General features: G+C 71.4%; 21 protein-coding genes. 11 read left to right on the top strand and 10 right to left on the bottom strand.

Going from position 1 to position 22,778, the window contains the following annotated elements; genetic code table 11:
- The first annotated feature begins 44 nt into the window (after positions 1 to 44).
- Positions 45 to 1,049 carry a DUF2891 domain-containing protein gene (locus ABZT49_RS13355; RefSeq protein WP_355286546.1) on the top strand — a complete coding sequence of 335 codons (1,005 nt, stop codon included), beginning with the start codon at positions 45 to 47 and terminating at the stop codon, positions 1,047 to 1,049.
- Positions 1,050 to 1,393: 344 nt separating this feature from the next.
- On the opposite strand, the gene pdxY is transcribed toward ABZT49_RS13355, so the two are convergent.
- Positions 1,394 to 2,242 carry a pyridoxal kinase PdxY gene (gene pdxY / locus ABZT49_RS13350; RefSeq protein WP_355286545.1) on the bottom strand — a complete coding sequence of 283 codons (849 nt, stop codon included), beginning with the start codon at positions 2,240 to 2,242 and terminating at the stop codon, positions 1,394 to 1,396.
- Between the two features lie 216 nt (positions 2,243 to 2,458).
- Here pdxY and ABZT49_RS13345 point away from each other — a divergent pair, with 216 nt between their 5' ends.
- Both ABZT49_RS13345 and ABZT49_RS13340 read left to right on the top strand, forming a co-directional pair.
- Complete coding sequence (locus ABZT49_RS13345; protein WP_355286544.1) at positions 2,459 to 2,983, top strand: DedA family protein; 525 nt, start codon at positions 2,459 to 2,461, stop codon at positions 2,981 to 2,983.
- A gap of 154 nt (positions 2,984 to 3,137) precedes the next feature.
- Positions 3,138 to 4,298, top strand: a complete 1,161-nt coding sequence (locus tag ABZT49_RS13340) for a GGDEF domain-containing protein (RefSeq protein WP_355286543.1) — start codon at positions 3,138 to 3,140, stop codon at positions 4,296 to 4,298.
- Between the two features lie 4 nt (positions 4,299 to 4,302).
- Here ABZT49_RS13340 and ABZT49_RS13335 read toward each other — a convergent pair whose 3' ends face one another.
- From ABZT49_RS13335 to ABZT49_RS13325, 3 genes are all read right to left on the bottom strand, one after another.
- A complete protein-coding gene (locus ABZT49_RS13335) occupies positions 4,303 to 5,307 on the bottom strand; it encodes an ABC transporter substrate-binding protein (protein WP_355286542.1) in 1,005 nt (334 codons plus the stop codon).
- Between the two features lie 240 nt (positions 5,308 to 5,547).
- On the bottom strand, positions 5,548 to 6,333 hold the full coding sequence (locus ABZT49_RS13330; RefSeq protein WP_355286541.1) for an ABC transporter permease: 786 nt from the start codon (positions 6,331 to 6,333) through the stop codon (positions 5,548 to 5,550).
- Positions 6,334 to 6,355: 22 nt separating this feature from the next.
- On the bottom strand, positions 6,356 to 7,183 hold the full coding sequence (locus ABZT49_RS13325; protein WP_355286637.1) for an ABC transporter ATP-binding protein: 828 nt from the start codon (positions 7,181 to 7,183) through the stop codon (positions 6,356 to 6,358).
- 281 nt (positions 7,184 to 7,464) lie between these two features.
- Here ABZT49_RS13325 and ABZT49_RS13320 point away from each other — a divergent pair, with 281 nt between their 5' ends.
- Positions 7,465 to 7,947 (top strand): MmcB family DNA repair protein, encoded by a 483-nt coding sequence (locus ABZT49_RS13320; RefSeq protein ID WP_244539503.1) that lies wholly within the window; start codon positions 7,465 to 7,467, stop codon positions 7,945 to 7,947.
- 22 nt (positions 7,948 to 7,969) lie between these two features.
- Here the strand turns inward: ABZT49_RS13320 and ABZT49_RS13315 are convergent, their stop codons facing one another.
- Both ABZT49_RS13315 and ABZT49_RS13310 read right to left on the bottom strand, forming a co-directional pair.
- Positions 7,970 to 8,962 (bottom strand): phosphatase PAP2 family protein, encoded by a 993-nt coding sequence (locus ABZT49_RS13315; RefSeq protein WP_355286540.1) that lies wholly within the window; start codon positions 8,960 to 8,962, stop codon positions 7,970 to 7,972.
- A 2-nt stretch (positions 8,963 to 8,964) separates the two neighbouring features.
- On the bottom strand, positions 8,965 to 9,612 hold the full coding sequence (locus tag ABZT49_RS13310) for a PilZ domain-containing protein (RefSeq protein WP_355286539.1): 648 nt from the start codon (positions 9,610 to 9,612) through the stop codon (positions 8,965 to 8,967).
- 206 nt (positions 9,613 to 9,818) lie between these two features.
- Between ABZT49_RS13310 and ABZT49_RS13305 the strand changes: the two genes are divergently transcribed.
- Complete coding sequence (locus tag ABZT49_RS13305; protein ID WP_355286538.1) at positions 9,819 to 11,057, top strand: MFS transporter; 1,239 nt, start codon at positions 9,819 to 9,821, stop codon at positions 11,055 to 11,057.
- Entirely contained in the window at positions 11,054 to 11,785 is a 732-nt protein-coding gene (gene fhuF / locus ABZT49_RS13300) for a siderophore-iron reductase FhuF (protein WP_355286537.1), read from the top strand. Before ABZT49_RS13305 ends, fhuF begins: the two co-directional genes overlap by 4 nt.
- Before the next feature lie 254 nt (positions 11,786 to 12,039).
- Here the strand turns inward: fhuF and ABZT49_RS13295 are convergent, their stop codons facing one another.
- From ABZT49_RS13295 to ABZT49_RS13280, 4 genes are all read right to left on the bottom strand, one after another.
- Positions 12,040 to 13,206, bottom strand: coding sequence for a glutathionylspermidine synthase family protein (locus ABZT49_RS13295; protein ID WP_355286536.1), 1,167 nt, complete (start codon positions 13,204 to 13,206; stop codon positions 12,040 to 12,042).
- Positions 13,206 to 13,859 (bottom strand): DUF1190 domain-containing protein, encoded by a 654-nt coding sequence (locus ABZT49_RS13290; protein ID WP_355286535.1) that lies wholly within the window; start codon positions 13,857 to 13,859, stop codon positions 13,206 to 13,208. The genes ABZT49_RS13295 and ABZT49_RS13290 overlap by 1 nt, the downstream gene beginning before the upstream one ends.
- 7 nt (positions 13,860 to 13,866) lie before the next feature.
- On the bottom strand, positions 13,867 to 14,265 hold the full coding sequence (locus tag ABZT49_RS13285; protein WP_355286534.1) for a DUF350 domain-containing protein: 399 nt from the start codon (positions 14,263 to 14,265) through the stop codon (positions 13,867 to 13,869).
- Between the two features lie 144 nt (positions 14,266 to 14,409).
- Positions 14,410 to 15,309, bottom strand: coding sequence for a LysR family transcriptional regulator (locus ABZT49_RS13280; protein ID WP_355286533.1), 900 nt, complete (start codon positions 15,307 to 15,309; stop codon positions 14,410 to 14,412).
- A 161-nt stretch (positions 15,310 to 15,470) separates the two neighbouring features.
- On the opposite strand from ABZT49_RS13280, the gene ABZT49_RS13275 reads away from it, so the two are divergent.
- The 5 genes from ABZT49_RS13275 to ABZT49_RS13255 all read left to right on the top strand — a co-directional run bounded on the left by ABZT49_RS13275 (position 15,471) and on the right by ABZT49_RS13255 (position 22,218).
- Positions 15,471 to 17,030, top strand: coding sequence for an ABC transporter substrate-binding protein (locus tag ABZT49_RS13275; RefSeq protein ID WP_355286532.1), 1,560 nt, complete (start codon positions 15,471 to 15,473; stop codon positions 17,028 to 17,030).
- Positions 17,031 to 17,042: 12 nt separating this feature from the next.
- Complete coding sequence (locus tag ABZT49_RS13270; RefSeq protein WP_355286531.1) at positions 17,043 to 17,957, top strand: ABC transporter permease; 915 nt, start codon at positions 17,043 to 17,045, stop codon at positions 17,955 to 17,957.
- Positions 17,954 to 18,880 carry an ABC transporter permease gene (locus tag ABZT49_RS13265; protein ID WP_355286530.1) on the top strand — a complete coding sequence of 309 codons (927 nt, stop codon included), beginning with the start codon at positions 17,954 to 17,956 and terminating at the stop codon, positions 18,878 to 18,880. Before ABZT49_RS13270 ends, ABZT49_RS13265 begins: the two co-directional genes overlap by 4 nt.
- Positions 18,881 to 18,924: 44 nt before the next feature.
- Complete coding sequence (locus ABZT49_RS13260; RefSeq protein ID WP_355286529.1) at positions 18,925 to 20,340, top strand: M20 family metallopeptidase; 1,416 nt, start codon at positions 18,925 to 18,927, stop codon at positions 20,338 to 20,340.
- Between the two features lie 264 nt (positions 20,341 to 20,604).
- Positions 20,605 to 22,218 carry an ABC transporter ATP-binding protein gene (locus ABZT49_RS13255; protein WP_355286528.1) on the top strand — a complete coding sequence of 538 codons (1,614 nt, stop codon included), beginning with the start codon at positions 20,605 to 20,607 and terminating at the stop codon, positions 22,216 to 22,218.
- Positions 22,219 to 22,778 lie beyond the last annotated feature (560 nt).

Below are 22,778 nucleotides of genomic sequence, written 5' to 3'. Positions count from 1 at the left end.
CGGATGGTGTAGGCGTGCAGGATGTTCCGACGGAGTGTAGTCGCATGCCCCACACCCTGACCCCCGACACCGCCGCCCGCTTCGCCGTCCTCACGCTCGGCCACGTCACCCGGGAATATCCGAACAAGCCGGACCACACGCTCGCCGGCCCGGAGGACGCCCGCACGCCGGCCGAGCTGCACCCGGTCTTCTACGGCAGCTTCGACTGGCATTCCTGCGTCCACGGCTACTGGCTGCTCGCCCGGGTGCTGCGCCGCTTCCCCGAGGGACCGCAGGCGCCGGCGATCGTCGCGCTGTTCGACCGGCAGCTGACCGCCGAGAAGGTCGCGGGCGAGTGCGCCTATCTCGACGCGCCGACGGCGCGAGGGTTCAAGCGGCCCTATGGCTGGGCCTGGGCGCTCAAGCTCGCCGACGAGCTGGCGCAGCTGCCCGAGCCGCGCTGGTCGCGGGCGCTGGCGCCGATGGCCGGGATCTTCGCCCGGCGTTTTCGCGATTTCCTGCCGCTCTCGCCCTATCCGGTGCGGGTCGGCACCCACTTCAACACCGCCTTCGGGTTGCGGATGGCAGCGGATTACGCCGACGGTACGGGGGACGAGGCCCTGACAGCGCTTTTGCGCACCACCGCCGCGCGCTGGTACGGCGCCGATGCCGATTGCCCGGCCTGGGGCGAGCCGAGCGGCGACGACTTCCTGTCCTCCGCGCTGATCGAGGCCGAGTGCCTGCGCCGCCTGATGCCGGCGGAAGAATTCCGGCCCTGGTTCGACCGCTTCCTGCCGCGCCTCGCCGAGCGCTCACCCGACACCCTGTTCCGGCCGGCGACCGTCACCGATCGCAGCGACGGCAAGATCGCCCATCTCGACGGGCTCAACCTCAGCCGCGCCTGGTGCCTGCGGGCGCTCGCCGGCGCGCTGCCGGCGGACGACGCCCGCGTGCCGGTGCTGCGGGAGACGGCGGAGGCGCATCTCGTCGCGGCCTTGGCCCACCTCGCCGACGACTACATGGGCGAGCACTGGCTGGCGAGCTTCGCGCTGCTGGCGCTGGAGGCGTGAAGGCTCAGTGCCTGTTTGATTCGCGAGGCCAGCACCAAGAGACACCTTCTTCTCCCACCCACGACCTCATCCTGAGGTGCGAACGCAGTGAGCCTCGAAGGAGGCCTCCAGAGACCTCGGAGATTTCTGGAGGCCTCCTTCGAGGTCAGCCGATTTGCAATCGACTGACACCTCAGGATGAGGTTGTAGGTGGGAGAAAATCTCCCCAGAAGCCAAATAGACTCTCAGTCCCTGTTCGAATTGCTCGACAATACCGACACCTTCCCCGTCATTCCGGGGCCGCGAAAGCAGAGCCCGGAATGACGGGGAGGGTTTGATATCTGTCGATTTCAATCAGACAGCTCTCACACCGCCTCGACCGGGAACGTGCGGCTCGGCGCCACGAACTCGTCCTGGGCCGCCACGGTCAGGATCTCCCGGGCGCCGGCCTCCGCGGTGCGGCGCAGGAGGCCGTAGATCGAGGCAGCGGCCGCCCCCAGGGCCTCGCCGGCCGAGCGGCTGCGAGCGTAGTGCACCAGGAACAGGGCCGCGGTGGCGTCGCCCGCGCCGTTGACGCTGAGCGACAGCCGCGGGGTGCGCAGGCGCCAGAAGAGGCCGTTCGCGCCGGCCAGCATGTCGATGCTGTCGTCGGGCGTCTCCTCGGTGTGGAGCGAGGTCACCAGCACCACCTTCGGCCCGCTCGCCTGCACGGCCGCCACCGCCGCCTTGGCGTCGGCCAGCGTCCGGGTCTCGATCCCGCTCAGGTAATCGAGCTCGAACTGGTTCGGGGTGATGAGATCGGCCGCCGGCACCGCGTGGTCGCGCATGAATTCCGGGATGCCCGGGCGCACGAACACCCCGCGGCCGGTATCGCCGATCACCGGATCGCAGCAATAGAGCGCCGCGGGGTTCGCCTCCCGCACCCGCGCCACCGCCCGCAGGATCGCGGTGCCGATATCGGCCGAGCCCATGTAGCCCGACAGCACCCCGTCGCAGGAGGGCAGCGCCCCGCGCTCGGCGATGCCCTCGACCAGTTCCTCGATCGCCGGCCCGTCGAACACCCGGCCGCGCCAGGCGCCGTAGCCGGTATGGTTGGAGAACTGCACCGTGTGCACCGCCCAGACCTCGACCCCGAGCCGCTGCATCGGGAAGACCGCCGAGGCGTTGCCGACATGGCCGTAGGCGACGTGGGACTGGATCGACAGGACGTTCATCGCGACACGAACCTCGCGCGGGGGCACCCAAGGCCCGCACGATTCCCGGATCCGGACGCTCTTGGCAACAGCACAATCTCGGCAACGGCTCAATCTCGGCTACCGCCCCGGGTCGCGGGTTCACACGGCGCACACCCCTCTCGCGTAAGGGAGGGGAACGTCCGCCCGGCGCCCCGACTTGTCCCGCCGTCCCTCCCCCTCAGCCCCAAGGCCGCCATGGACTTCGAGAGCTTACGCACCACGGTGCTCGACTTCCTGCGCGACCACCAGGCCTGGGCGCCGGTGATCACCGGGATCATCGCCTTCTGCGAGTCGCTCGCGGTGCTCTCGCTGCTGGTGCCGGCGACCGTGATCCTGATCGGGATCGGGGCGCTGATCGGTTCGGGGGCGATCCCGTTCCTGCCGGTGATGATCGGGGCGGCGATCGGGGCGATCCTCGGCGACTGGGTCTCCTACGAGATCGGCCGCTACTACAAGGACGGCGCCAAGAAGCTCTGGCCGCTCAGCCGCTACCCCGAGATGGTGCAGAAGGGGGAGACCTTCTGCCAGCGCTGGGGCGCCTGGGCGATCTTCGTCGGCCGCTTCATCGGCCCGGCGCGCGCGGTGGTGCCCCTCGTCGCCGGAGTGGCACTGCTGCCGCGATTCTGGTTCCAGCTCGCCAACCTGTCCTCGGCCTTCGTCTGGGCCTTCGTCTGGCTGGCACCGGGCGCCGGCCTGATCGACTGGCTCCGGCGTGCCTGACGAGGTGGCAACCACAATATAGGAAAGATGTCCGGCAAGCAGAACACTTCACCGGGCCGGCACGATCGGCGCGGAAATCTCATGAAATATTAAGCGGCGGCGACAGACTGAAGGCGGCGCGGTCCGGGAACGGACCAACCCCGGAAGCCGCCCCATGCCCGACGCGACGCCGACCTACCTGCTGCCGCGCGCCGCGCCGCTGCGCTGGCTCGTGGATCCGAGCCTCGACCTGCCGGCCGAGCTGCGGATCCGCCTGCTCGCGACGCTGATGGCCTCCCCGTCCTCGCTGGTGATCGGCGCGGTGGCGATGCTGATCATCGAGGTCACGGCCGTGATCCGCCATCCGGGGTCGGCCTTCCCATGCCTGCTGGCGGTGGATGCGGGCCTGCTCCTCCTCCGTCTGGTCCTCGTCGCGCGCAGCACCCGCGCCGTCGCAGCCGGACGCCCGGCGCCGACCGACCTGCTGGTCGCCAGCAGCCTCGCCTGGGCCGGCCTCGTCGGCCTCGCCACGGTCCTGTGCTTCATGAGCGGCGATCCGGTGCTGCAGGTCCTGGCACCGCTGACCATGATGGGCATCCTCGCCGGCATCATCACCCGCAACTACGCCGCGCCGCGCCACGCCCTCACGATGATCGTGCTGTGCGACCTGCCGCTGAAGCTGATGCTGCCGTTCCATTACGGCAACCCCTGGTTCCTGATCGGGGCGGTGCAGGGCCTGCTGTTCGTGGTCGCGATGCGCGTCACCACGGTGAAGCTCAACAGCACCTATATCAAGGTGCTGCTCGCCCAGCGGGAGAACCAGCGCCGGGCCACCCACGACGCCCTCACGGGCCTGCGCAACCGCACCGGGCTGATGGAGGATCTCGCCGCCCGGATGCGGCGCGGCGCCGACGATCTCGCCCTGCTCTACCTCGACCTCGACGGCTTTAAGGCGGTCAACGACTGCCTCGGCCACGCCGCCGGCGACGCCCTGCTGGTGGAGGTGGCCGGCCGGATTTCCGCCGGGATCCCCGACGGGTGGCAGGCGGCCCGGCTCGGCGGCGACGAGTTCGTGATCCTGGCCGCCGGCGACCGGGCCTGCGAGGCGGCCGTGGTGGCGGCCCGCCTGATCGAGGCCGTGAAGGCGCCCTACGCCATCGGGATCGGGGTCGGCCTCAGCGTCGGGATCGGCTGGGCGGTCCCGGGGATGACCCCGGAGGCGCTGCTCGCCGAGGCCGATGCCGCGCTCTACCGCGCCAAGGCCGCCGGCAAGGGCCGGCTGATGACCGCCGGCGCGCCCGGACCGCGCGCCGCGGCCCGGGTCGGCTGGGCGTGAGGGTTCAGCCCATCGCCTTCTTGATGAACCGGTCCTCGACCGTGTTCGCGAGGTCGATCTTGGCGCCCTGCAAGTCGGGATCGAGGGTGCGCACCAGCTCCAGCACGCTCGCCATGCCCTCCTGGGTCGGGATGCCGGTGCGGGAATAGCTCTCGAGCGAGTTCTTCACCGCCTGCACGTAGAGCGGCTTGTCGCCGAAATGGTAGGCCGGCGGCACCGTGTCGGCGATCTCCTCCGGTGTCGCGGCGACGATCCACTTCAGGGCCTTGGCGAAGGCGTTGACGACCTTCTGGGTCCCGGCGGCGTGGTGCTCGATCCAGTCTTGCTTGGTGTAGACCACCGCAGCCGGATTCGGACCGCCGAACAGCGCCCGGGTGCCGGCCTCGGTGCGGGTGTCGATGATCACCGCGATGTCGCCGTCGGCCTCGAGCTTGGCGATCACCGGATCGAGATGCGCGATGGCGTCGATCTCGCCCTTCTTCATCGCGGCGATCGCCCCGGCGCCGCCCCCGACCCCGATCAGGGCCGCGTCGCTGGCCTTCAGCCCGGCCTTGATCATTGCGTATTGGGCGGTCAGCGCGGTCGAGGAGCCCGGCGCCGTGACGCCGATCTTGCGGCCCTTGAGGTCGGCGGCCGACTTCACCGTGCCGGCGAGATCCTTGCGCACCCCGATCACGATGGCGGGGAAGCGGCCGAGCTCGCACACGGCGCGCACGTCCTGGCCCTTGGCCTGCATCCGGATCGTGTGCTCGTAGGCCCCCGTCACCACGTCGACCGAGCCGCCGATCAGCGCCTGGAGCGAGCGAGCGCCGCCGCCGAAATCGTTGATCTCGGCCTCGATCCCCTCCTCCTTGAAGAAGCCCTTCCGCTCGGCGATCGTCAGCGGCAGGTAGTAGAGGAGAGGCTTGCCGCCGACACCGATGCGGACCTTCACGATGTCGGCCCGGGCGGGCACGGAAGGGGTCAGCGCCAGGGCGGCGGCGCCGGCGAGGAAGCTGCGGCGTTGCATGGGGTGTGTCCTCCGGTTGTTTCCGTGGGCCGGTCAGGCCGAACTATCGAATGATCCCATCCACGACCTCATCCTGAGGTGCGAGGCGATCGAAGATCGCTGAGCCTCGAAGGAGGCGTCCAGTGATCGCAGAGGCCGCTGGACGCCTCCTTCGAGGCCGCTGCGCGGCACCTCAGGATGAGGTCGCGGGTGGGATGAAGCGTGTCGCGATGCCGGTCTGACGAGCATCGCACCGGTGTCTCACCCCTGGCCGCCCGCCTGCGGGCGCCAGACCAGGAGGCGGTTCTCGATCAGGGTGACGACCGTGTCGATCACGATGACGAACACGGTTAGGATCAGCATGCCGGCGAAGACGCCCGTCACGTCGAACACGCTCTCGGCCTCGTGGATCTTGTAGCCGAGCCCGGCCGAGGAGCCGAGATACTCGCCCACCACCGCCCCGACGAGGGCGAAGCCGACGGCCGTGTGGAGCGAGGAGAACATCCAGGTCAGCGCCGAGGGCCAGTAGACGTGGCGCAGGAGCCCGCGCTCGCTCATCCCGAGCATCCGGGCGTTGTTGAGCACCACAGGGCTTACCTCGCGCACGCCCTGGTAGACGTTGAAGAACACGATGAAGAACACGAGCGTGAAGCCGAGCGCCACCTTCGACCAGATGCCGAGCCCGAACCACAAGGCGAAGATCGGCGCCAGCACCACCCGCGGCAGGGCGTTCGCCGCCTTGATGTAGGGGTCGAACACCGCGGCGAGAAGCGCGTTGCGGGCGAACAGGAACCCGAAGGCGATGCCGCCGAGGGCCCCCGTCACGAAGGCCAGCACCGTCTCCTGCAGGGTGATCCAGAGATGGCCCCAGATCTCGGGGTTGGTCATCTCGGTCCAGGTGCGCTTGAGCACCTCCACCGGGGTCGAGAAGAAGAACTGGATCTGCTTAGGCGCGCCGAGGATCGGATAGACGGTGAGCACGTGCCAGATCGCAAGGCCGGTCAGGCCGACGAGGATCTGGAGGGCGAGGAGGCCGAGGCGGTTCACGAATGGAATCTCCGATCAGGCGTCACGCGGGACCGCCCGCATAGGCGCGGGAGACCTCGACCCGCAGGCACGACCAGATCTCCTTGTAGAGGGCGTGGAAGTGCGGCTCGAGGCGGATCTCGCTGATGTCGCGCGGGCGGGCCAGATCGACTTTGAACTGGCCGACGATGCGGGCGGCGGGCCCGGCCGAGAGCACCACCACCCGGTCGGACAGCGCGATCGCCTCCTCGAGGTCGTGGGTGACGAACATCACCGCCTTGCGGTTGGCCGCCCACAGCTCCAGCAGCAGGTTGCCCATGATCTGCCGGGTCTGCGCGTCGAGGGGCCCGAACGGCTCGTCCATCAGCAGGATCTCGGGATCCCGGATCAGCATCTGGGCGAGCGCCACGCGCTTGCGCTGGCCGCCCGAGAGCATGTGCGGGTAGCGGTCGACGAAGGCAGACAGCCCGACCCGGCCGAGCCAGTCGCGGGCCCGGGCCAGCGCCTCGGCGCGCGGGACCTTCTGCGGCTCCAGCGCCACCGCGACGTTGTCGAGCGCCGTCTTCCACGGCATCAGGGCGTCGGCCTGGAACAGGTAGCCGGCGCGGCCGTTCAGGCCCGACAGCGCCGAGGAGAACATCGTGACGCTGCCGGTAGCCGGCTTCAGCAGGCCGGCGGCGGCGTTGAGCAGGGTCGACTTGCCGGATCCCGTCGGCCCGACCACCGCCACGAACTCGCCGGGGCTCACGCCGAGATCGATGCCCTCGACGGCGACGTAGCGCTTGCCACCCTTCAGGGTGAAGGCGATGCCGACATTCTCCAGCCGCACCGCGTCGCCGTGGGCGAGCGCCGTGCCGCCGACGAGGCGCATGCCGGCCCGCCCACCTGTCTGTCCCTCGGCGGCGCGCTGCCCCACCATCGATCTCCCTCCCGTCGCCCGGCCGTCTCTTGCGGCAGTCTCTCGCGGCCGTCTCGAGCGGCCTCCGGCGGGGCCGACCATCGGCGAGCGGGCGCGTGAGATCAACCGCTACGTCCGTCGCGGATGCGCGCCGCCTGCGACACGGGCCGCAGGTGACAACGGCGAGCAGAGCTGGTCCGATGGTGTTCCCGATTCGGTCCCGTGCAACCCGTCAGAAGCAGCCCTCCACAGCCTTGTCCGCCGCCCTCGCCCTCTCGCTCCCCGTCGACCGCCGCCAATCGCCGACCGCGCTCAGCGTGCAGCGGGGGGTGCGGCGCCTCTTCGCCGAGCTCGGGCACGTCACGATCCCGGAATTCACCCTCGCCAACGGACGGCGCGCCGACCTGATCGCGCTGGGGGCCTGCGGCAAGCTGACGATCATCGAGATCAAGTCGAGCGTGGCCGATTTCCGCGCCGACCGGAAATGGCCGGATTACCGCGACTTCTGCGACCGCTTCTACTTCGCGGTGCCGGAGACCCTGCCGGTGGAGATCCTGCCCGAGGAGACCGGGCTCATCGTCGCCGACGCCTTCGGGGCGGAGATCCTGCGCGCGCCGCCGGAGCACCCCCTGGCCGGCGCCCGCCGCAAGGCCGTCACCCTGCGCTTCGCCCATTCGGCGGCGGGCCTGCTCCACGCGCTCGCCGATCCGGGCTCGATCCGCGAGGGTGCGCTGTAGGTCTCCGTCAGGCTTCAGCGACTCACGACCCGCGAGCGGCCACCCCTGCCCCGCCCGGCGAGGCCCAAGCCGGTCTCGCCCGGCGTCCCTCCGCAGGCCCGGCGGCGCGGACGAGGAACCCCGCCGCCCCGATCGCCAAGACTGCGATCACCGCCCCCGCGCCGACATCGACGAAGTAGTGCCCGCCATCGATCGGCGTCGCGGCGATCATCATTCCGTTCAAGGCGATGCCGGGCCAGCGCGTGATCCGGGACATCCAGAAATAGCGGATGAACAGCACGCCGAGCGCCGTGTGGAAGCTCGGGAAGGTGATGATCCCCTCCATCCGGTCGAGGGTGATGCTCCGGAGCGTGCCATCGCGAAGGCCCGTCAGGTCGGCGAGGTGGGCGTAGGGGGCCGCGGGGGAGAGCCGCGAAAAATCCTCCGGCCGCAGCCCGAGATGGGCGTAGGTCCCGACCGCCGGCAGCAGGCCGGAGAGCACCACGGTGACCACGCCCGCGATCACGAAGGCCAGCACGAATTCCCGCGCCGCGGCCAGCCTTCCGCCGAAACCCAGCACGACGACCACCAGGATCATCTGCGGCATCAGGGTCCGGTAGGCCAGGGTCAGGGCGGCGCCGAGCCCGGGCCGGTCGTTCAGGGCGGCCAGGTAGGCGGTCCAGTCGAGGCCGAGGGCGCGGTCGAGCGCCAGGAAGGCGTCGTCCCGGAGCGGACCGCCGGTGGCGGCCACCGCGTAGGAGAGGAGCGCCGCGCAGGCGCTGAACCCGAGGATCTGCGCGACGCAGGACAGGCTGACCGCGAGGCGCGGATCGGGGCGCCGGACGGTATAGACCGTCGCGACGAGTTCGAGCCCGAGGCAGGCGGCGGCCGGCAGGAGCGCGCTCGCGGCCTCGAGGGCGAGCCCGGCCGCGCGCATCCAGGCCGCAGTGAGACCTGCGACGGCCAGGATCAGCAGCCACAGGCGGACCCGCGCGCGAGGGACGTCGCCGGGCGATGCGTGCCGAACCGCATCCATCGCTACAGCACCAGGGTCTCGTCGAACCGGTCCGGCGACAGCGGCAGCCGGAACTCGACCGCGAGGCCGCCCTTGAACCGGCGCACCACCCGGGCGGGGGTGCCGCCGACGGTGAGGGCGGATTCGAGCGGCAGCTCCGCCTCGCAGGCCAGGGCCGCGCCGGAGAGCGAGACGTCGATGATGCGGGCTTCGACCTCGCGCCCGCCATCGAGCCGCAGGATGGCGAGGGTCTGGCGCGGCACCACGCGCTCGTGCCGGCGGTCCTCCGGCAGACCGAGCGCCGCCCGGTTGGCGAGCCAGGTCAGCTGCGAGGCGATCTTGTCGCGCTTGCGCGTCGTGGCGCCGATCGCCACCGCGACGCCGTCCGGCAGGAGCCGGGCGATCGTCCCCTCGATCCGCCCGACATGGTCGAGATAGATCACGATGCGCTCGCCGACCGCGCCGCCGACCGCGCAGGTGAGGCGCACCCCGCCGGGGGACATGTCGACGGTCTGGCACGGATATTCCTGCCGGTCGGCGAGCATGTAGCGCCCGAGCAGGGCCACGGCCACGCGCTGGTGCCGGCGCTGGTCCGGCGCCACCCGCAGGGCGAGGGCGCGCGCGCCCGACAGCTTACCGCGATTCACGAGGCTCGCCAGTTCGCCAGCCATGACGCTCGACCCTCCCGGCGCGAAACGGACCGCTCGCGGCAGCCTGCACGGAACCGGTTAAACAATCGCCGCCCGAAGCCCCGCTCGCCTCGGCCTTGCGGCCCGGCCCCCCGCCCCGTAAGCTCAAGTCCCTGTACACAAAGACGAATTAGTGTGATTCCAAAGTACCGATCAGGCATCGCGGCCGGTCCGGGCGCGCCCGCGCCGTGACGCAGGCCGTCGCGCTCGGCAGCGCCCGCACGCTCCTCGCGGCGTTGCGCCCGCTCCTCCCGTTCTTCTGCCTCTACGTGACCTTCGGGGCCACGCTCGGCTTCCTGTCGGGCGGGGCGCCGCTGATCCTGCGGGCGCGCGGCCTCGACCTCGCGCAGGTCGGGCTCCTGCAGCTCATCAACCTGCCGGTCGGGCTGACCTTCCTGTGGGCGGCCCTGCTCGACCGGGTGCGCCTGCCGTTCCTCGGCCGCCGCCTCGGCTGGATCGTCGCGGCGCAGGGCGCGACGGTCGCGCTGCTGGCGGCCTTGAGCCTCGGCGAGCACTGGCCGCTCCCGGTGCTGCTCGCGCTCGCCATCGCCACCTGCGCCTGCACCGCCACCATGGACATCGCGCTGGAGGCCCTGGTGGTCGAGACGGTGCCGGCGGAGCGGCGGGCCTTCATCGCCTCGGCCAAGCTCTGCGGCGCCTCGCTCGGGGGGATTCTCGGGGTCGGCGTGCTGGTCGGCTCCTACGACACGATCGGCTGGCCGGCGGCGCTGCTGGCCTGCGCCGGGCTCGACGCGCTCTGCCTCCTGCCGATCCTCGCCTATCCGGAGGCGCGGCTGCAGGGGGCCGGCGGCGTGCCGGAGCGCTGGTCGGGCTCGCTCGAACGCCTGCGGGTGCTCGCCGGCCGCATCGCGGCCCTCGGCGCCTACTTCGCCGCCGCCTACCTGCTGGCCGGCCCCAACACCCTGGCGCTGCTCGATCTCGGGGTGCCGCTCGGCCAGGTCGGCTTCCTCACCGGCACCGTCCTGCCGGCGGTGAACCTGGTGATGGCGCTGATAGCCGGCGGCCTGGCGGTCCGGTTCGGCACCGTGCGGCTGATCGGCCTCGGCGGGATCGGGGTGCTCCTCGCCGGCGGCCTGATGGCGGCGGCCTGCCTGCTGCGCTCCGAGGGGCTGGCCGTCACTGCCACGGTCCTGAACTTCGTCTTCGGCGGCTTCCTCGGGGTGCCGGTGTTCAACATGATCTATCGCTGGTCGCAAGGACCGCGGCCCGCCACCGACTACGCGCTCCTGTTCGGCGCCGCCTTCTTCGCCGCGATGCCCTTGCGCGTCGCGAGCCCGGCGCTCGCCGGCTGGGCCGGCTGGCCGGGCTACTTCGCGGCGGCAATGCCGCCCTACGCCGCGGCGCTCGCCTGGCTGGCGCTCCAGATCGCCCGCACCCTGCGGGCCGACCGGGCGGGGCCGCGATGAGCCCCGGTCTCGCCTCCCCGATGCCCGACATCGCCGCCCAGTTGGCAGCCCAAGTGACTGCCCAAGTGGCCGCTCACGTGCCGGCCTCGCTCGGCACCTATCGCGACGGCGTGGCGGCGGAGACCGGCGGGGCGGCGACGCCCCTCGTCGCCTTGCGCGATCCCGCGGTGTTCGACGCCACGCTCGCGGCCTTCGCGGCCGGGCTCGGCGTGAGCCCCGGCACCGCCGACCGGCGGGCCCTGGTCTCGTACTGGAGCCAGTTCTACCTCGCGCCCCTCGCCACCCCGGTGATGACGGCCCTGGTGCGCCTCGGGCGGCCGCTGCCCCTCGCCTTCGCGACGACGAGCCTCGAACTCGACGCGGCCGGCCGCCCGGCCCGCTTCCTGGTGCGGCCCGGGGCTCAGGCGGGAGCCCGCGCCGGGCTCGCCGGCCTCGTCGAGGACCATCTGCGGCCCTTCGTCGAGCTGTGCCGGGCGCAATGCGGCATCGCCCCCCGGGTGATCTGGGGCAACGCCGCGGTGATCCTCGACTACGTCGCCCGCGAGCTCGGCGAGCCCGAGACCCTGGCCCGCCCGGAGGTCGCGACCTGCCTCGGCTGGTGCGCCGACACCTCTTGCACCCTCAACCCGCTGGCGCAGGCCCTGCGCGACCGGCGCCGGCGCACCTGCTGCCTGCGCCAGCGCCTGCCGGGGGTGGCGTCCTGCGGGGAATTGTGCCCGCTCCGGTAGAGCGGCGGGTGCTGCGGGGGCGGCTAGGGCCCTGTCCGACCGTGCTGCGACACGGTAACCGGCGCGCAGCGAGCGTCGTGGGATGCACGGACGGCTCCTCGCAAGCCACACCCCCTTTCCCGGACGACTGTAGCGTCAGCGGAAGGAGATCCGGGAAAGGGGAGTTCGACGAGACCCGTCTCGCGAGCGGCCCTTGCCTGCTGTCTGCTCGCCTGCCGTCGCTTCGTCAGACAATGCTCCGCGGCCCGGCCCGATCACGGATCGATGACGTGCGGCACGAAGCGGGCCCGGTCGGTGGTGATCGGCCCGTCGCCCTCGCGCAGGCAAAGGCCCGAGGGCTCGTCGCCGACGATCCAGCTGCCGATCAGCGCGTGGCGCCCCTCGAAGCACGGCAGCGCGGCAAGGCCCTGGCGGACGAAGCCCTCCACGCCGTAGGGGCCCTCGACCCGGGCCGCCACCGCGCCCTCGCGCACGACCAGCACGTTGGCGCCCTCCCGGGCGTAGAGCGGCTTCTTCACGAAGCTGTCGCCGAGGACGGCCTTGGCCGGGTCGTCCTCGAAGAAGGCCGGCAGCAGGTTCGGATGGCCCGGCGCCATCGCCCAGAGATGGGCGAGCATCCCCTTGTTGGAGAGCACCGCCTTCCAGGGCGGCTCCAGGAAGCGGGTCGGTGCGGCGGCGACCGCCCGGCCGAACGGATCGGCGAAGATCCACTCCCACGGATAGAGCTTGAACAGGGTCTCGATCGGGTGCCCGGCCTCGTCGACGAACCACCCGCCAGACTCGAGGCCGATCGCCTCGACCGGCAGGAACGGCGCCGCGAGGCCGGCCTGGAGCGCGCAATCCTGCAGGTAGGCGACCGTCCCGCGGTCCTCCGGCGCGTCGGCGAAGCTCGCGAAGGTGAGGCGCCCCGACCCGCCGATCTCGGCGAGGCGCGCGACCAGCCGCTCGTGCAGGGCGTTGTACTGGTCGCAGCCCTCCGGCAGGCGGCCGCGGGCGAGTCCGTCCTCGAGCCAGAGCCACTGGAACACCGCGCTCTCGTAGAGGGCGGTCGGCGTGTCGGCGTTGTATTCGAGGAGCTTCGCCGGCCCGGTGCCGGCCCCGCCATAGCTGAGGTCGAGGCGGCCGTAGAGCGCGGGGTCGCCCCGGCGCCAGCTCGCCCGCATCGCGTCGAAGGCGTGCTCGGGGATCGCCAGGGAGGCGAGGATCGCCTCGTCCTCGACCGCGCGCGCGACGAAGGCGAGGCAGAGCGCGTGCAGGTCGCGGCTCGGTTCCTCGATGTCCGCCTCGATCTCCGCGAGGCTGAAGGCGTAGTAGGTGCTCTCGTCCCAGTAGGGCGCCCCATCGAAGGAGTGGAAGTGGAAGCCGGCCCGGGCCGCGTGCTCGCGCCAGTCGGGCCGCTCGCGAATCGCGACGCGGCGCATCAGCCGCCCCCGGACCCGTGGCTTCCCGCCGCCGCGACCGCGCGCCCGGTCCCGCCGAAGCCGCCGCGGGCGATGGTGCGCGGGCTCGAGACGGGGCTGCGGGCGACCGCAGAGGAGACGCGGGCGCCCGAGCCGCCGCCCCCGGGCACGACCCGGGCGCCCGAGCCGGTGCAGTAGCCGCCGGCATACCCGCCGCCATGGCCGGCGTGAGACCGCTCCTCCTCCGGGTCGTGGGCGTAGAGCGGCTGGACCGGCAGGTTCTGCTCGTCCGTCCGCCCCATCATGAAGGCCGACATCAGCGGGAGGGTGCGGCCTTGCGCGTCCGGCGTCACCGTCGCGCCCGGCACGCAGCCGCCGCTTCCGTGGTGGCGCTCGCACTCGGCCAGGGTCTCGTAGCGCGGCGCGCTCGCCGCGTAGGCGGCGCGGGCGGCGGCCTCGGCCTCGGTGCAGGCCTGGGCGCTGCGCACCCGCTCGGCGAGGCAGGCGTCGAGCGTGCGGTAGACCAGCACGTCCTCGTCCCGCTTCGCGCCGGCAAGGCCGGCGAGCGCGAAGGCCCCGGCCCCGGCGCCCGCCACCAGCACCAGGGAGATCGCGGCCGAGCGCTTGGCGCGGCGGGCCGTTTCCTGGGGAGGGACCGGCGCGAACTCGCTCACAGGCGCCTCAGGAGGTCATCGAGGCGGCGTTCAGGACGCCGCCGGCGAGCGAGGCGGCCCCGAGCAGGCAGGCCGCCGCCATCCGGTTCTCCTCGATCCGCCGCGACAGGTCCGGCACGACGAGGCGGACCAGCCAATAGACCGCGATCTGCACCACCAGCGCGATGAGGCCCCAGACCAGGCAGTCGAGCACGGAGCCGGCATTGGCGACCGCCATCGCGAGCGGCAGGGTGAAGCCGACGAGGCTGCCGCCGAGGGCGATCGCGGCGGCCGTCACGTCCCGGCGGATCAGCGCCAGCTCGTTATGCGCCGTGGCGAGGGTGTAGACGACGAGGTAGAGGCCGGTCAGGCCCGCGGCCGTGCCGAGGTAGAGCAGGAACTCGGGCAGCCCGGCGATCGACGTCATCAGGTCGATCTCACGATGTCGCCCGAGCCGCTGCGGTCGGGGGCGATCTCTTCGAGACGGGCAAGGTGCAAGGCGGAACAAATCCTTCGATCGTCTGAGGGCGATCGATTCGCCCGGCCAGTGTCATCAGTCCCCTCGCCACCGTCAACTCCGCACCGGCGGCAACGCCGCCACCAGCGCCGTCAGGAAAGCCTGCACCGCGCGGGGCAGGCGCCGGTCGCGCATCGTCTGGACCTCGATGCCCCGCGCCAGGCTGCGGCGGGAGCGGATCGGCAGCACCCGGAACTCACCCCGCGCGACCTGGCCCTGGAGCGCGACCGACGACACCAGGGTCAGCCCCCGGGTGCGGCGCAGGAAGGGCAGGACGGAGGAGAGGGTGTTGGCGGTGAGCGCCGGCTCGATCGCGACGCCGTCCGCCGCGCAGGCCGCGTCGAGGATGGTGCGCAAGGTGGTGTCCCGCGGCAGCAGCGCCACCGGGTAGGCGGCGAGGTCGGACAGCCCGATCGGCCCGCCCCCGGCGAGCGGATGGTCGGGCGCGCACAGGGCCACCATGTCGAGGCTGTGGCGATAGGCGACCGCGGTCTCGGTCGAGGGCTCCAGGCTGAAGGTGAGCCCGAGATCGGCGTCGCCCTGGACCACCCGGTGGGTGACCTGGCCCGGCGGCAGCACGGCGAGGTCGAAGCGGATGCCCGGATGGCGGGTGTGGAAGGCGGCCATCGCCTCCGGCACGAGGTCGATGGCGAAGGCCTCGGTGCAGGCCACCCGCACGAGGCCGCGCCACAGCCCCTCGAGCTCCCGGATCTCGGTGACAACCTGCTCGGCGCTCGCCAGCACCTGGTGGGCATGGCGGGCGAGCAGCTCGCCGGCCTGGCTCAGGACCATGCCGCGCGGCCGGCGCTCGAAGAGCGGGCAGGCGAGCTCGGCCTCCAGGTTGGCGATCTGCCGGCTGATCGCGGAGGGCGCGACGTTGAGCCGGGCGGAGGCCGCCGCGATCGTGCCCTCGCGGGCGACCGCCAGGAAGTAGCGCAACGCCGTAGTCTGCATCCCGCCCGCACCCCGTGCCTTGCCGTTTCGGCAACGAGCCTATCGATAAATTCGACTTGCTGCGATCGGATCTGCGCAACATTCTGGCAGGGTGAATTTTGCGGCAGTGCAGCATGACGGGTCGATGCGCCTGCGCTGCACCATGACGAGGCGGAGCCGAGATGCCGACACGGATGCCGACACGGATCGACGCGGGCCGGATCTGCAAAGCGGGGGCGCTGCTCGCGGGCCTCCTCCTCGCCGGGGTTGCGGGCCCGGCGCTGGCAGGCAAGGGCAACGACACCCTGGTCTACGCTTCCGACAGCGAGCCGGAGAACCTGAGCCCCTACCACAACAACCTGCGCGAGGGCGTGATCCTCGCCCGCAACGTCTGGGACACTCTCCTCTACCGCGATCCGGCGACCGGCCAGCACCAGCCGATGCTCGCCACCGCCTGGACCTGGGTCGACCCGGTGACGCTCGATCTCACGCTGCGCGACGGCGTGACCTTCCACAACGGCGATCCGCTGACGCCCGAGGACGTCGCCTTCACCTTCAACTACGTGCTGACGCCCGAGGCGAAGATCGTCACCAAGGGCAACGTCGACTGGATGAAGTCGACCGAGGTGACCGGGCCGAACAGCGTCCGGATCCACCTCAAGGCGCCGTTCCCGGCCGCCCTCGAATACCTCTCCGGCCCGACCCCGATCCTGCCCGCCGCCTACTTCAGACGAGTGGGCCTCGACGGCTTCAGCAAGGCACCGGTCGGCACCGGCCCCTACCGCATCGTCGCGGTCGAGAGCGGCCGCAGCGTGAAGATGGTGCGCAACGACAAGTACTGGCCGGGCAGCCCGATCGGCAAGGCCAAGATCGGCAAGCTCGAATTCCGCATCATCCCGGACGCCGACAGCCGCATGGCCGAACTGATGACCGGCGGCGTCGACTGGATCTGGCGCGTGCCGACCGACCAGGCCGACCAGCTGAAGAACGATCCGACCCTGACCGTGGTCTCCGCCGAGACGATGCGGGTCGGCTACCTGCAATTCGACGTGCAGGGCCGCGCGCAGGAGAACTCGCCGCTCAAGGACGTGCGGGTGCGCCAGGCGATCGCGCATGCCATCGACCGCAAGGCGATGGTCGACAACCTGGCGCGCGGCGGCGCCCGGGTCATGAACGCCATGTGCTTCATCGAGCAGTTCGGCTGCACCAGCGAGGGCGTGCCCACCTACGCCTACGACCCGGCCAAGGCGCGGGCGCTGCTCAAGGAGGCCGGCTACCCCAACGGGTTCGAGATCGACCTCTCGGCCTATCGCGAGCGCGACTACGCCGAGGCGGTGATCGGCTACCTGCGCGCCGTCGGCATCCGCGCCAAGCTCAACTACCTGCGCTACGCCGCCTTCCGCGACGCGCTCAGGGCCGGCAAGACCTCGATCGGCTACCAGACCTGGGGCTCGTTCTCGATCAACGACGTCTCGGCCTTCACCGGGATCTACTTCCGCGGCGGGGAAGAGGACCTGGCCCGCGATCCGGCCGTGATCGCCGACCTCCAGGCCGGCGACACCAGCACCGATCCGGCGACCCGCAAGGCGAAGTACAAGGACGCCCTGACGCGCATCGCCGCCCAGGCCTACGCGCTGCCGATGTTCTCCTACCCGTCGAACTACGCCTTCAGCGCCGACCTGAACTTCACCGCGCAGACCGACGAGGTGCCGCGCTTCTTCGCCGCCTCCTGGAAGAAGTAGGAGGGGAGCGCCATGCTGGGCTTCGCGCTGCGGCGCATCCTCGTCGCGGTCGGCGTCGCGCTGACCGTCTCGGTGGCGAGCTTCATGCTCCTCCACCTCTCGGGCGACCTCGCCACGGCGATCGCCGGCCCGGAGGCGACGGGCGAGCAGATCGCGGCGGTCCGCGCGCAGCACGGGCTCGACCAGCCGCTGGTGGTCCAGTTCGCCACCTGGGCCTGGCGGGCGCTCCACTTCGATTTCGGCCGCTCGTTCTACTTCCCCGAGCAGGTGACCGACCTCGTCGCCGCCCGCATGCCGGTGACCCTGACCCTCGGGGTGATCGCGCTCGCGGTGGCCTTGCTGGTGGCGATCCCGCTCGGCGTGCTGGCGGCGTTCTACCGCGACACCTGGCTCGACCGGGCGGCGCTCGCGATCTCGGTGCTGGGCCAGGCGATGCCGAGCTTCTGGTTCGGCCTCACCCTGATCCTGATTTTTTCCGTCAACCTGCGCTGGCTGCCGGTCTCCGGCAACGCGACCTGGAAGCACTTCATCCTGCCGGCGGTGGCGCTCGGCTACTACGCCATGCCGGCGGTGATGCGGCTCACCCGCAACGGCATGCTGGAGGTCCTGTCCTCGGACTACGTCCGCACCGCCCGGGCCAAGGGCCTGCCGCCGCGCAAGATCCTGATCCGCCACGGCTTACGCAACGCCGTGATCCCGGTGATCGCGCTCGCCGCGGTGCAGTTCGGCTTCATGCTCGGCGGCTCGATCGTGATCGAAGCGGTGTTCTCGCTCCAGGGCCTCGGCCAGCTCGCCTGGGAATCGATCGCCCGCAACGACTTCCCGGTCGTCCAGGCGATCGTGCTGGTCCTGGCGATGATCTATATCGGGCTGACGCTGGCCGCCGACCTCCTCAACGCCCTCCTGGATCCGAGGCTGCGCACATGACGTCCCGGCCTGCCTCCCCGCTCGTCCAGGGTTCGACGCCCGCCGAGATCGTCCTGCCCCCGGCCCGCTCGCCGGCCGCCATCGCGCTCCGGCGCGGCCTGTCCCATGGCGGCTTTCTGATCGGGGCCGGCATCGTCGGGTTCGTGGTGCTGATGGCGCTCGCCGCGCCGCTGATCGCCCCGCACGACCCCTACGCCCAGGACGTGTCGCGCCGGCTGATCCCGCCGTTCTGGCACGCCAAGGGCAGCGTCGAGCACCTCCTCGGCACCGACAAGCTCGGGCGCGACTACCTGAGTCGCCTGATCTACGGCAGCCAGATCTCTCTGCTGATCGGGCTGTCCGCCGCCCTGATCTCGGGGGTGATCGGCACTGCGCTCGGGGTGCTCGCGGGCTATTACGGCGGGCGGGTCGACGCGGTGGTGAGCTACGTCGTCACCACGCGGCTCGCGATGCCGGTGGTGCTGGTGGCGCTCGCCATGGCCTCGCTGGTCGGCGGCTCGCTCAAGGTCGTGGTGCTGGTGCTCGGCTTCCTGCTCTGGGACCGCTTCGCGGTGGTGACGCGGGCCGCGACCCGGCAGGTGCGCAACCAGGACTTCGTCGCCGCCGCGAAGGCCGCGGGCTTCTCCCCGGTGCGGATCCTCGCCCAGGAGATCCTGCCCAACATCCTCAACGCCCTGATCGTCGTCGCGACGCTGGAGATGGCCCACGCGATCCTGCTCGAGGCGGCGCTATCCTTCCTCGGGCTCGGGGTGCAGCCGCCGCTGCCGTCCTGGGGCCTGATGATCGCCGAGGGCAAGCAGTACATGTTCTTCCAGCCCTGGGTCATCACCATCCCGGGCGTGGCCCTGCTGATCCTGGTCCTGGGCATCAACCTTCTGGGAGACGGGGTGCGCGACATCACCGCCCCCGAGGGCCGGCACTGACCCCCCTCCCCCCTTGCACGCGTAGAAGAAGAGAGAGTCCCTCCATGTCGCGACGCGACGCCATCGGGCTGGCCCACCGGCACTTCGACGACGGCGGCTTCCTCGCCGTGCTCCGCGAGGCGGTCGCCCTGCCGACCGAGAGCCAGGCCCCGGACCAGGGTGAGGCGCTCGCCGCCTACCTCACCCGGTTCATCACCCCCCTGGTGTCGCGCCTCGGCTTCCAGACCCGCCTCCTCGACAACCCGAAGTCTGAGCGCGGGCCGTTCCTGATCGCCACGCGGCACGAGGGCGACGACCTGCCGACCGTGCTCACCTACGGCCACGGCGACACGGTGCGGAACTACCCCGAGCAGTGGCGCGAGGGCCTGCATCCCCTCGCCGTCACGGTCGAGGGCGAGCGCTGGTACGGGCGCGGCACCGCCGACAACAAGGGCCAGCACCTGATCAATCTCGGCGCCCTCGCGGCGGTGATGCAGGCGCGCGGCGGCCAACTCGGCTTCAACGTCAAGCTCCTGATCGAGATGGGCGAGGAGGCCGGCTCGCCGGGCCTGCACGAGGTCTGCCGCGCGGAATCCGCTTCGCTCGCCGCCGACCTACTCATCGCCTCCGACGGGCCGCGGCTGGAGGCGGCGCGGCCGACGATGTTCCTCGGCTCGCGCGGCGGGGTCACCTTCGAGCTGGTGGTGGATCTTCGCGAGGGCGGCCACCATTCGGGCAATTGGGGCGGGCTCCTGCGCAACCCCGGCACCGTGCTGGCGAACGCCATCGCGACCCTGGTCGACGGGCAGGGCAAGATCCTCCTCGATGCGTTGCGTCCGCCGCCGATCCCCGCGGGGGTGCGGGCGGCTCTGTCCGACATCACCGTCGGGGGCGATCCGAACGCGCCCGAGATCGACAAGGGCTGGGGCGAGCCGGGCCTGACCCCGGCCGAGCGGGTCTTCGCCTGGAACACCCTCGAAGTGCTGGCCTTCAAGTGCGGCGATCCGGACGGGCCGCAGAACGCGGTGCCGCCCTCCGCCAAGGCGACCCTGCAGCTGCGCTTCGTCGTCGGCACCGACTGGCAGGGCGTGCTCCCGGCGGTCCGTGCCCATCTCGACGCGAACGGTTTCCCGATGGTCGAGGTGCGGGCGACCCGCGGCGAGGTGTTTCGCGCCACCCGCCTGCCGGTCGAGGATCCGTGGGTGACCTGGGCTCTCGCCTCGATCGAGGCCAGCACGGGCAAGCGCCCGGCGCTCCTGCCCAATCTCGGCGGCTCGCTGCCGAACGACGCCTTCTCGGAGATCCTCGGGCTTCCGACGCTCTGGGTGCCGCATTCCTATCCGGCCTGCGCCCAGCACGCGCCGAACGAGCACCTTCTGGGACCGCCGACCCGCGAGGCGCTCGGGCTGATGGCCGGGCTGTTCTGGGACCTCGGCGAGACCGGGCCGGCGGTGCTGGCGGAGCGCAGGGCGGCGGGGTGAGTGCAGGTCAGCACTGACATCCTCCGCGTTATCCCGGGGCCGCGAAAGCGGAACCCGGGATCCATGACCGCCGAATCTTCCGGACGAAGCGAAACGCGACCGCCTTGTCCTGTACCGTCAGCGGTTATGGATCCCGGGCTCTCGCCTTCGGCGAGCCCCGGGATGGCGCGAAGGTCGTGAATGCTGTCGAGACACTGACACCAGTCTCGAACAAGACTTCATTCGATCGAACCAACCCGCCCATCGGGCGCATGAGGGCCAGAGATGAGCGAACCGATCGTCCAGATCCGCAACCTGACCCTCGCCCTGCCGAAGGGCGCCGACCGGCCGCACGCGGTCGAGGGCCTGAACCTCGACCTGATGCCGGGCAAGATCCTGTGCGTCGTCGGCGAATCCGGTTCGGGCAAGTCGATGAGCGCCTACGCGCTCACCGGCCTCCTGCCGCGCTCGCTCAAGGTGGCGGGCGGCGAGATCCGCTTCGAGGGCCGCGACCTGCTCCGCCTCGACGAGCGCGCCTGGCGGGATCTGCGCGGCCGGCGGATCGCGATGATCTTCCAGGAGCCGATGACGGCGCTCAACCCCGTGATGCGCATCGGCGACCAGATCGCCGAGATGTTCGAGGCCCACGACCTGCTGACACTGAGGGAACGGCGCGAGCGCGCGGTTTCGCTCGCCCGCGAGGTCGGCCTGCCGGACCCCGAGCAGATCGTGAAGGCCTATCCGCACCAGCTCTCGGGCGGGCAGCGCCAGCGGGCGATGATCGCGATGGCGCTCGCCCTCGAACCGGCGGTGCTGGTCGCCGACGAGCCGACGACGGCCCTCGACGTCACGACCCAGGCGCAGATCCTCAAGCTGATCCGCGCCATCCAGCAGCGCCGCAACATGGCGGTCCTGTTCATCACCCACGATTTCGGCGTCGTCGCCGACATCGCCGACCACGTCGCGGTGCTCCAGCGCGGCCGGCTGGTCGAGTCCGGCTCGGCCGAGGAAGTGTTGCGCCGTCCGCAAGCCGCCTACACCAAGGCGCTGCTCGCCGCCGTGCCGAGCCTGACCCCGCCGCCGCGCGAGCCGATCACCGAGGCGCCGGTCGCCCTCTCGGTGATGAACCTCGCCAAGACCTACGCCACCCGCGCCGGCCTCCTCGGCAAGCCCCGGGTGGTGGCGGCGGTCAAGGAGGTGAGCTTCGATCTGCGCCGGGGCGAGACCCTCGGGATCGTCGGCGAATCCGGCTCCGGCAAGTCGACCACGGCGCGGCTGGCGATCCGCTTGATCGAGCCCGACCACGGCACGGTGCGCCTCGGCAGCCTCGACTTCACGGCGCTCAAGCCCACGGCGCTCCGCGACGAGCGCCGGCGGATCCAGATGATCTTCCAGGACCCCTTCGCCTCGCTCAATCCCCGCCGCACCGTCGAGCAGATCATCGCCGGCGGCCCGATCGCCCACGGCACCCCGTCCCGCCAGGCCCGGGCCCGGGCGCGCGAGCTCCTCGACCTCGTCGGCCTGCCTCCGAGCGCCGCCGAGCGCTACCCCAACGCCTTCTCGGGCGGCCAGCGCCAGCGCATCGGCATCGCCCGGGCCCTCGCCATGGAACCGGACGTGCTCGTCGCCGACGAGGCGGTGTCGGCCCTCGACGTCTCGGTCCAGGCCCAGGTCCTGGCGCTGCTGGAGGATCTGAAGCAGCGCCTCGGCATCGCGATGCTGTTCATCACCCACGATTTGCGGGTGGCGGCGACGATCTGCGACCGCATCGCCGTGATGCATCGCGGCGAGGTCGTCGAGATGAACCGCACCGAGGCCCTGTTCCGGGCGCCGGAGCATCCCTATACGCGCAGCCTGCTAGCGGCGGTGCCCGGGGCGCTGTTCGCCGAGACGGCGTGAGGAGGCGGTACGCTGTCCACTTGCTCTGCTCCCATGAGCATAAAGCGCGGGCCCTCCCCTCTCCTCGCTGGCGGCAAGGCTGTCCGGGGAAGAAGTGGCGCGGGCAATCCCCTCTCCCCGCGGGCGGGGAGAGGGCCGTGTTCCTGTTCAGGGAACACGGCAAGCGGAGGCGCAGCCGGAGCGAGGGTGAGGGGGTGTTTCCGAAGGAGCCTCCTCCGGCACCGCCCCCTCACCCTCGCGGCGAACCTGCAGTTCGCTGCTCCCTGAGCCCCTTCGGAGTTCAGGCCTCTCCCCGCAACGAAGTCGGGCTTGCTCGACTTCGTCCCTCGCTTGCAGATCCCGGGCAAGCCCGGGATCTGTCGGGAGAGGGGAAACCCGCGCCATTTCTTTTCCCCGGACAGCCCTGCCGCCCGCGGGGAGAGGAGAGGCGCGCGCCATTATCGTCCGCTCGCACCGAGCGGAAATCGTACGAGATCGCCCGCACCTCTCCGGCATACGGTGGTAGATCCGCGCGACCACCCGAACCCCGCGAGCCCGACCCCCATGGTGCCCTCCTTCCC

The organism is Methylobacterium sp. EM32 (assembly GCF_040593685.1).
Taxonomy (GTDB): domain Bacteria; phylum Pseudomonadota; class Alphaproteobacteria; order Rhizobiales; family Beijerinckiaceae; genus Methylobacterium.
The sequence above is the reverse complement of the archived record's forward strand: the minus strand, read 5'-3'. Positions and strand labels throughout refer to the sequence as shown.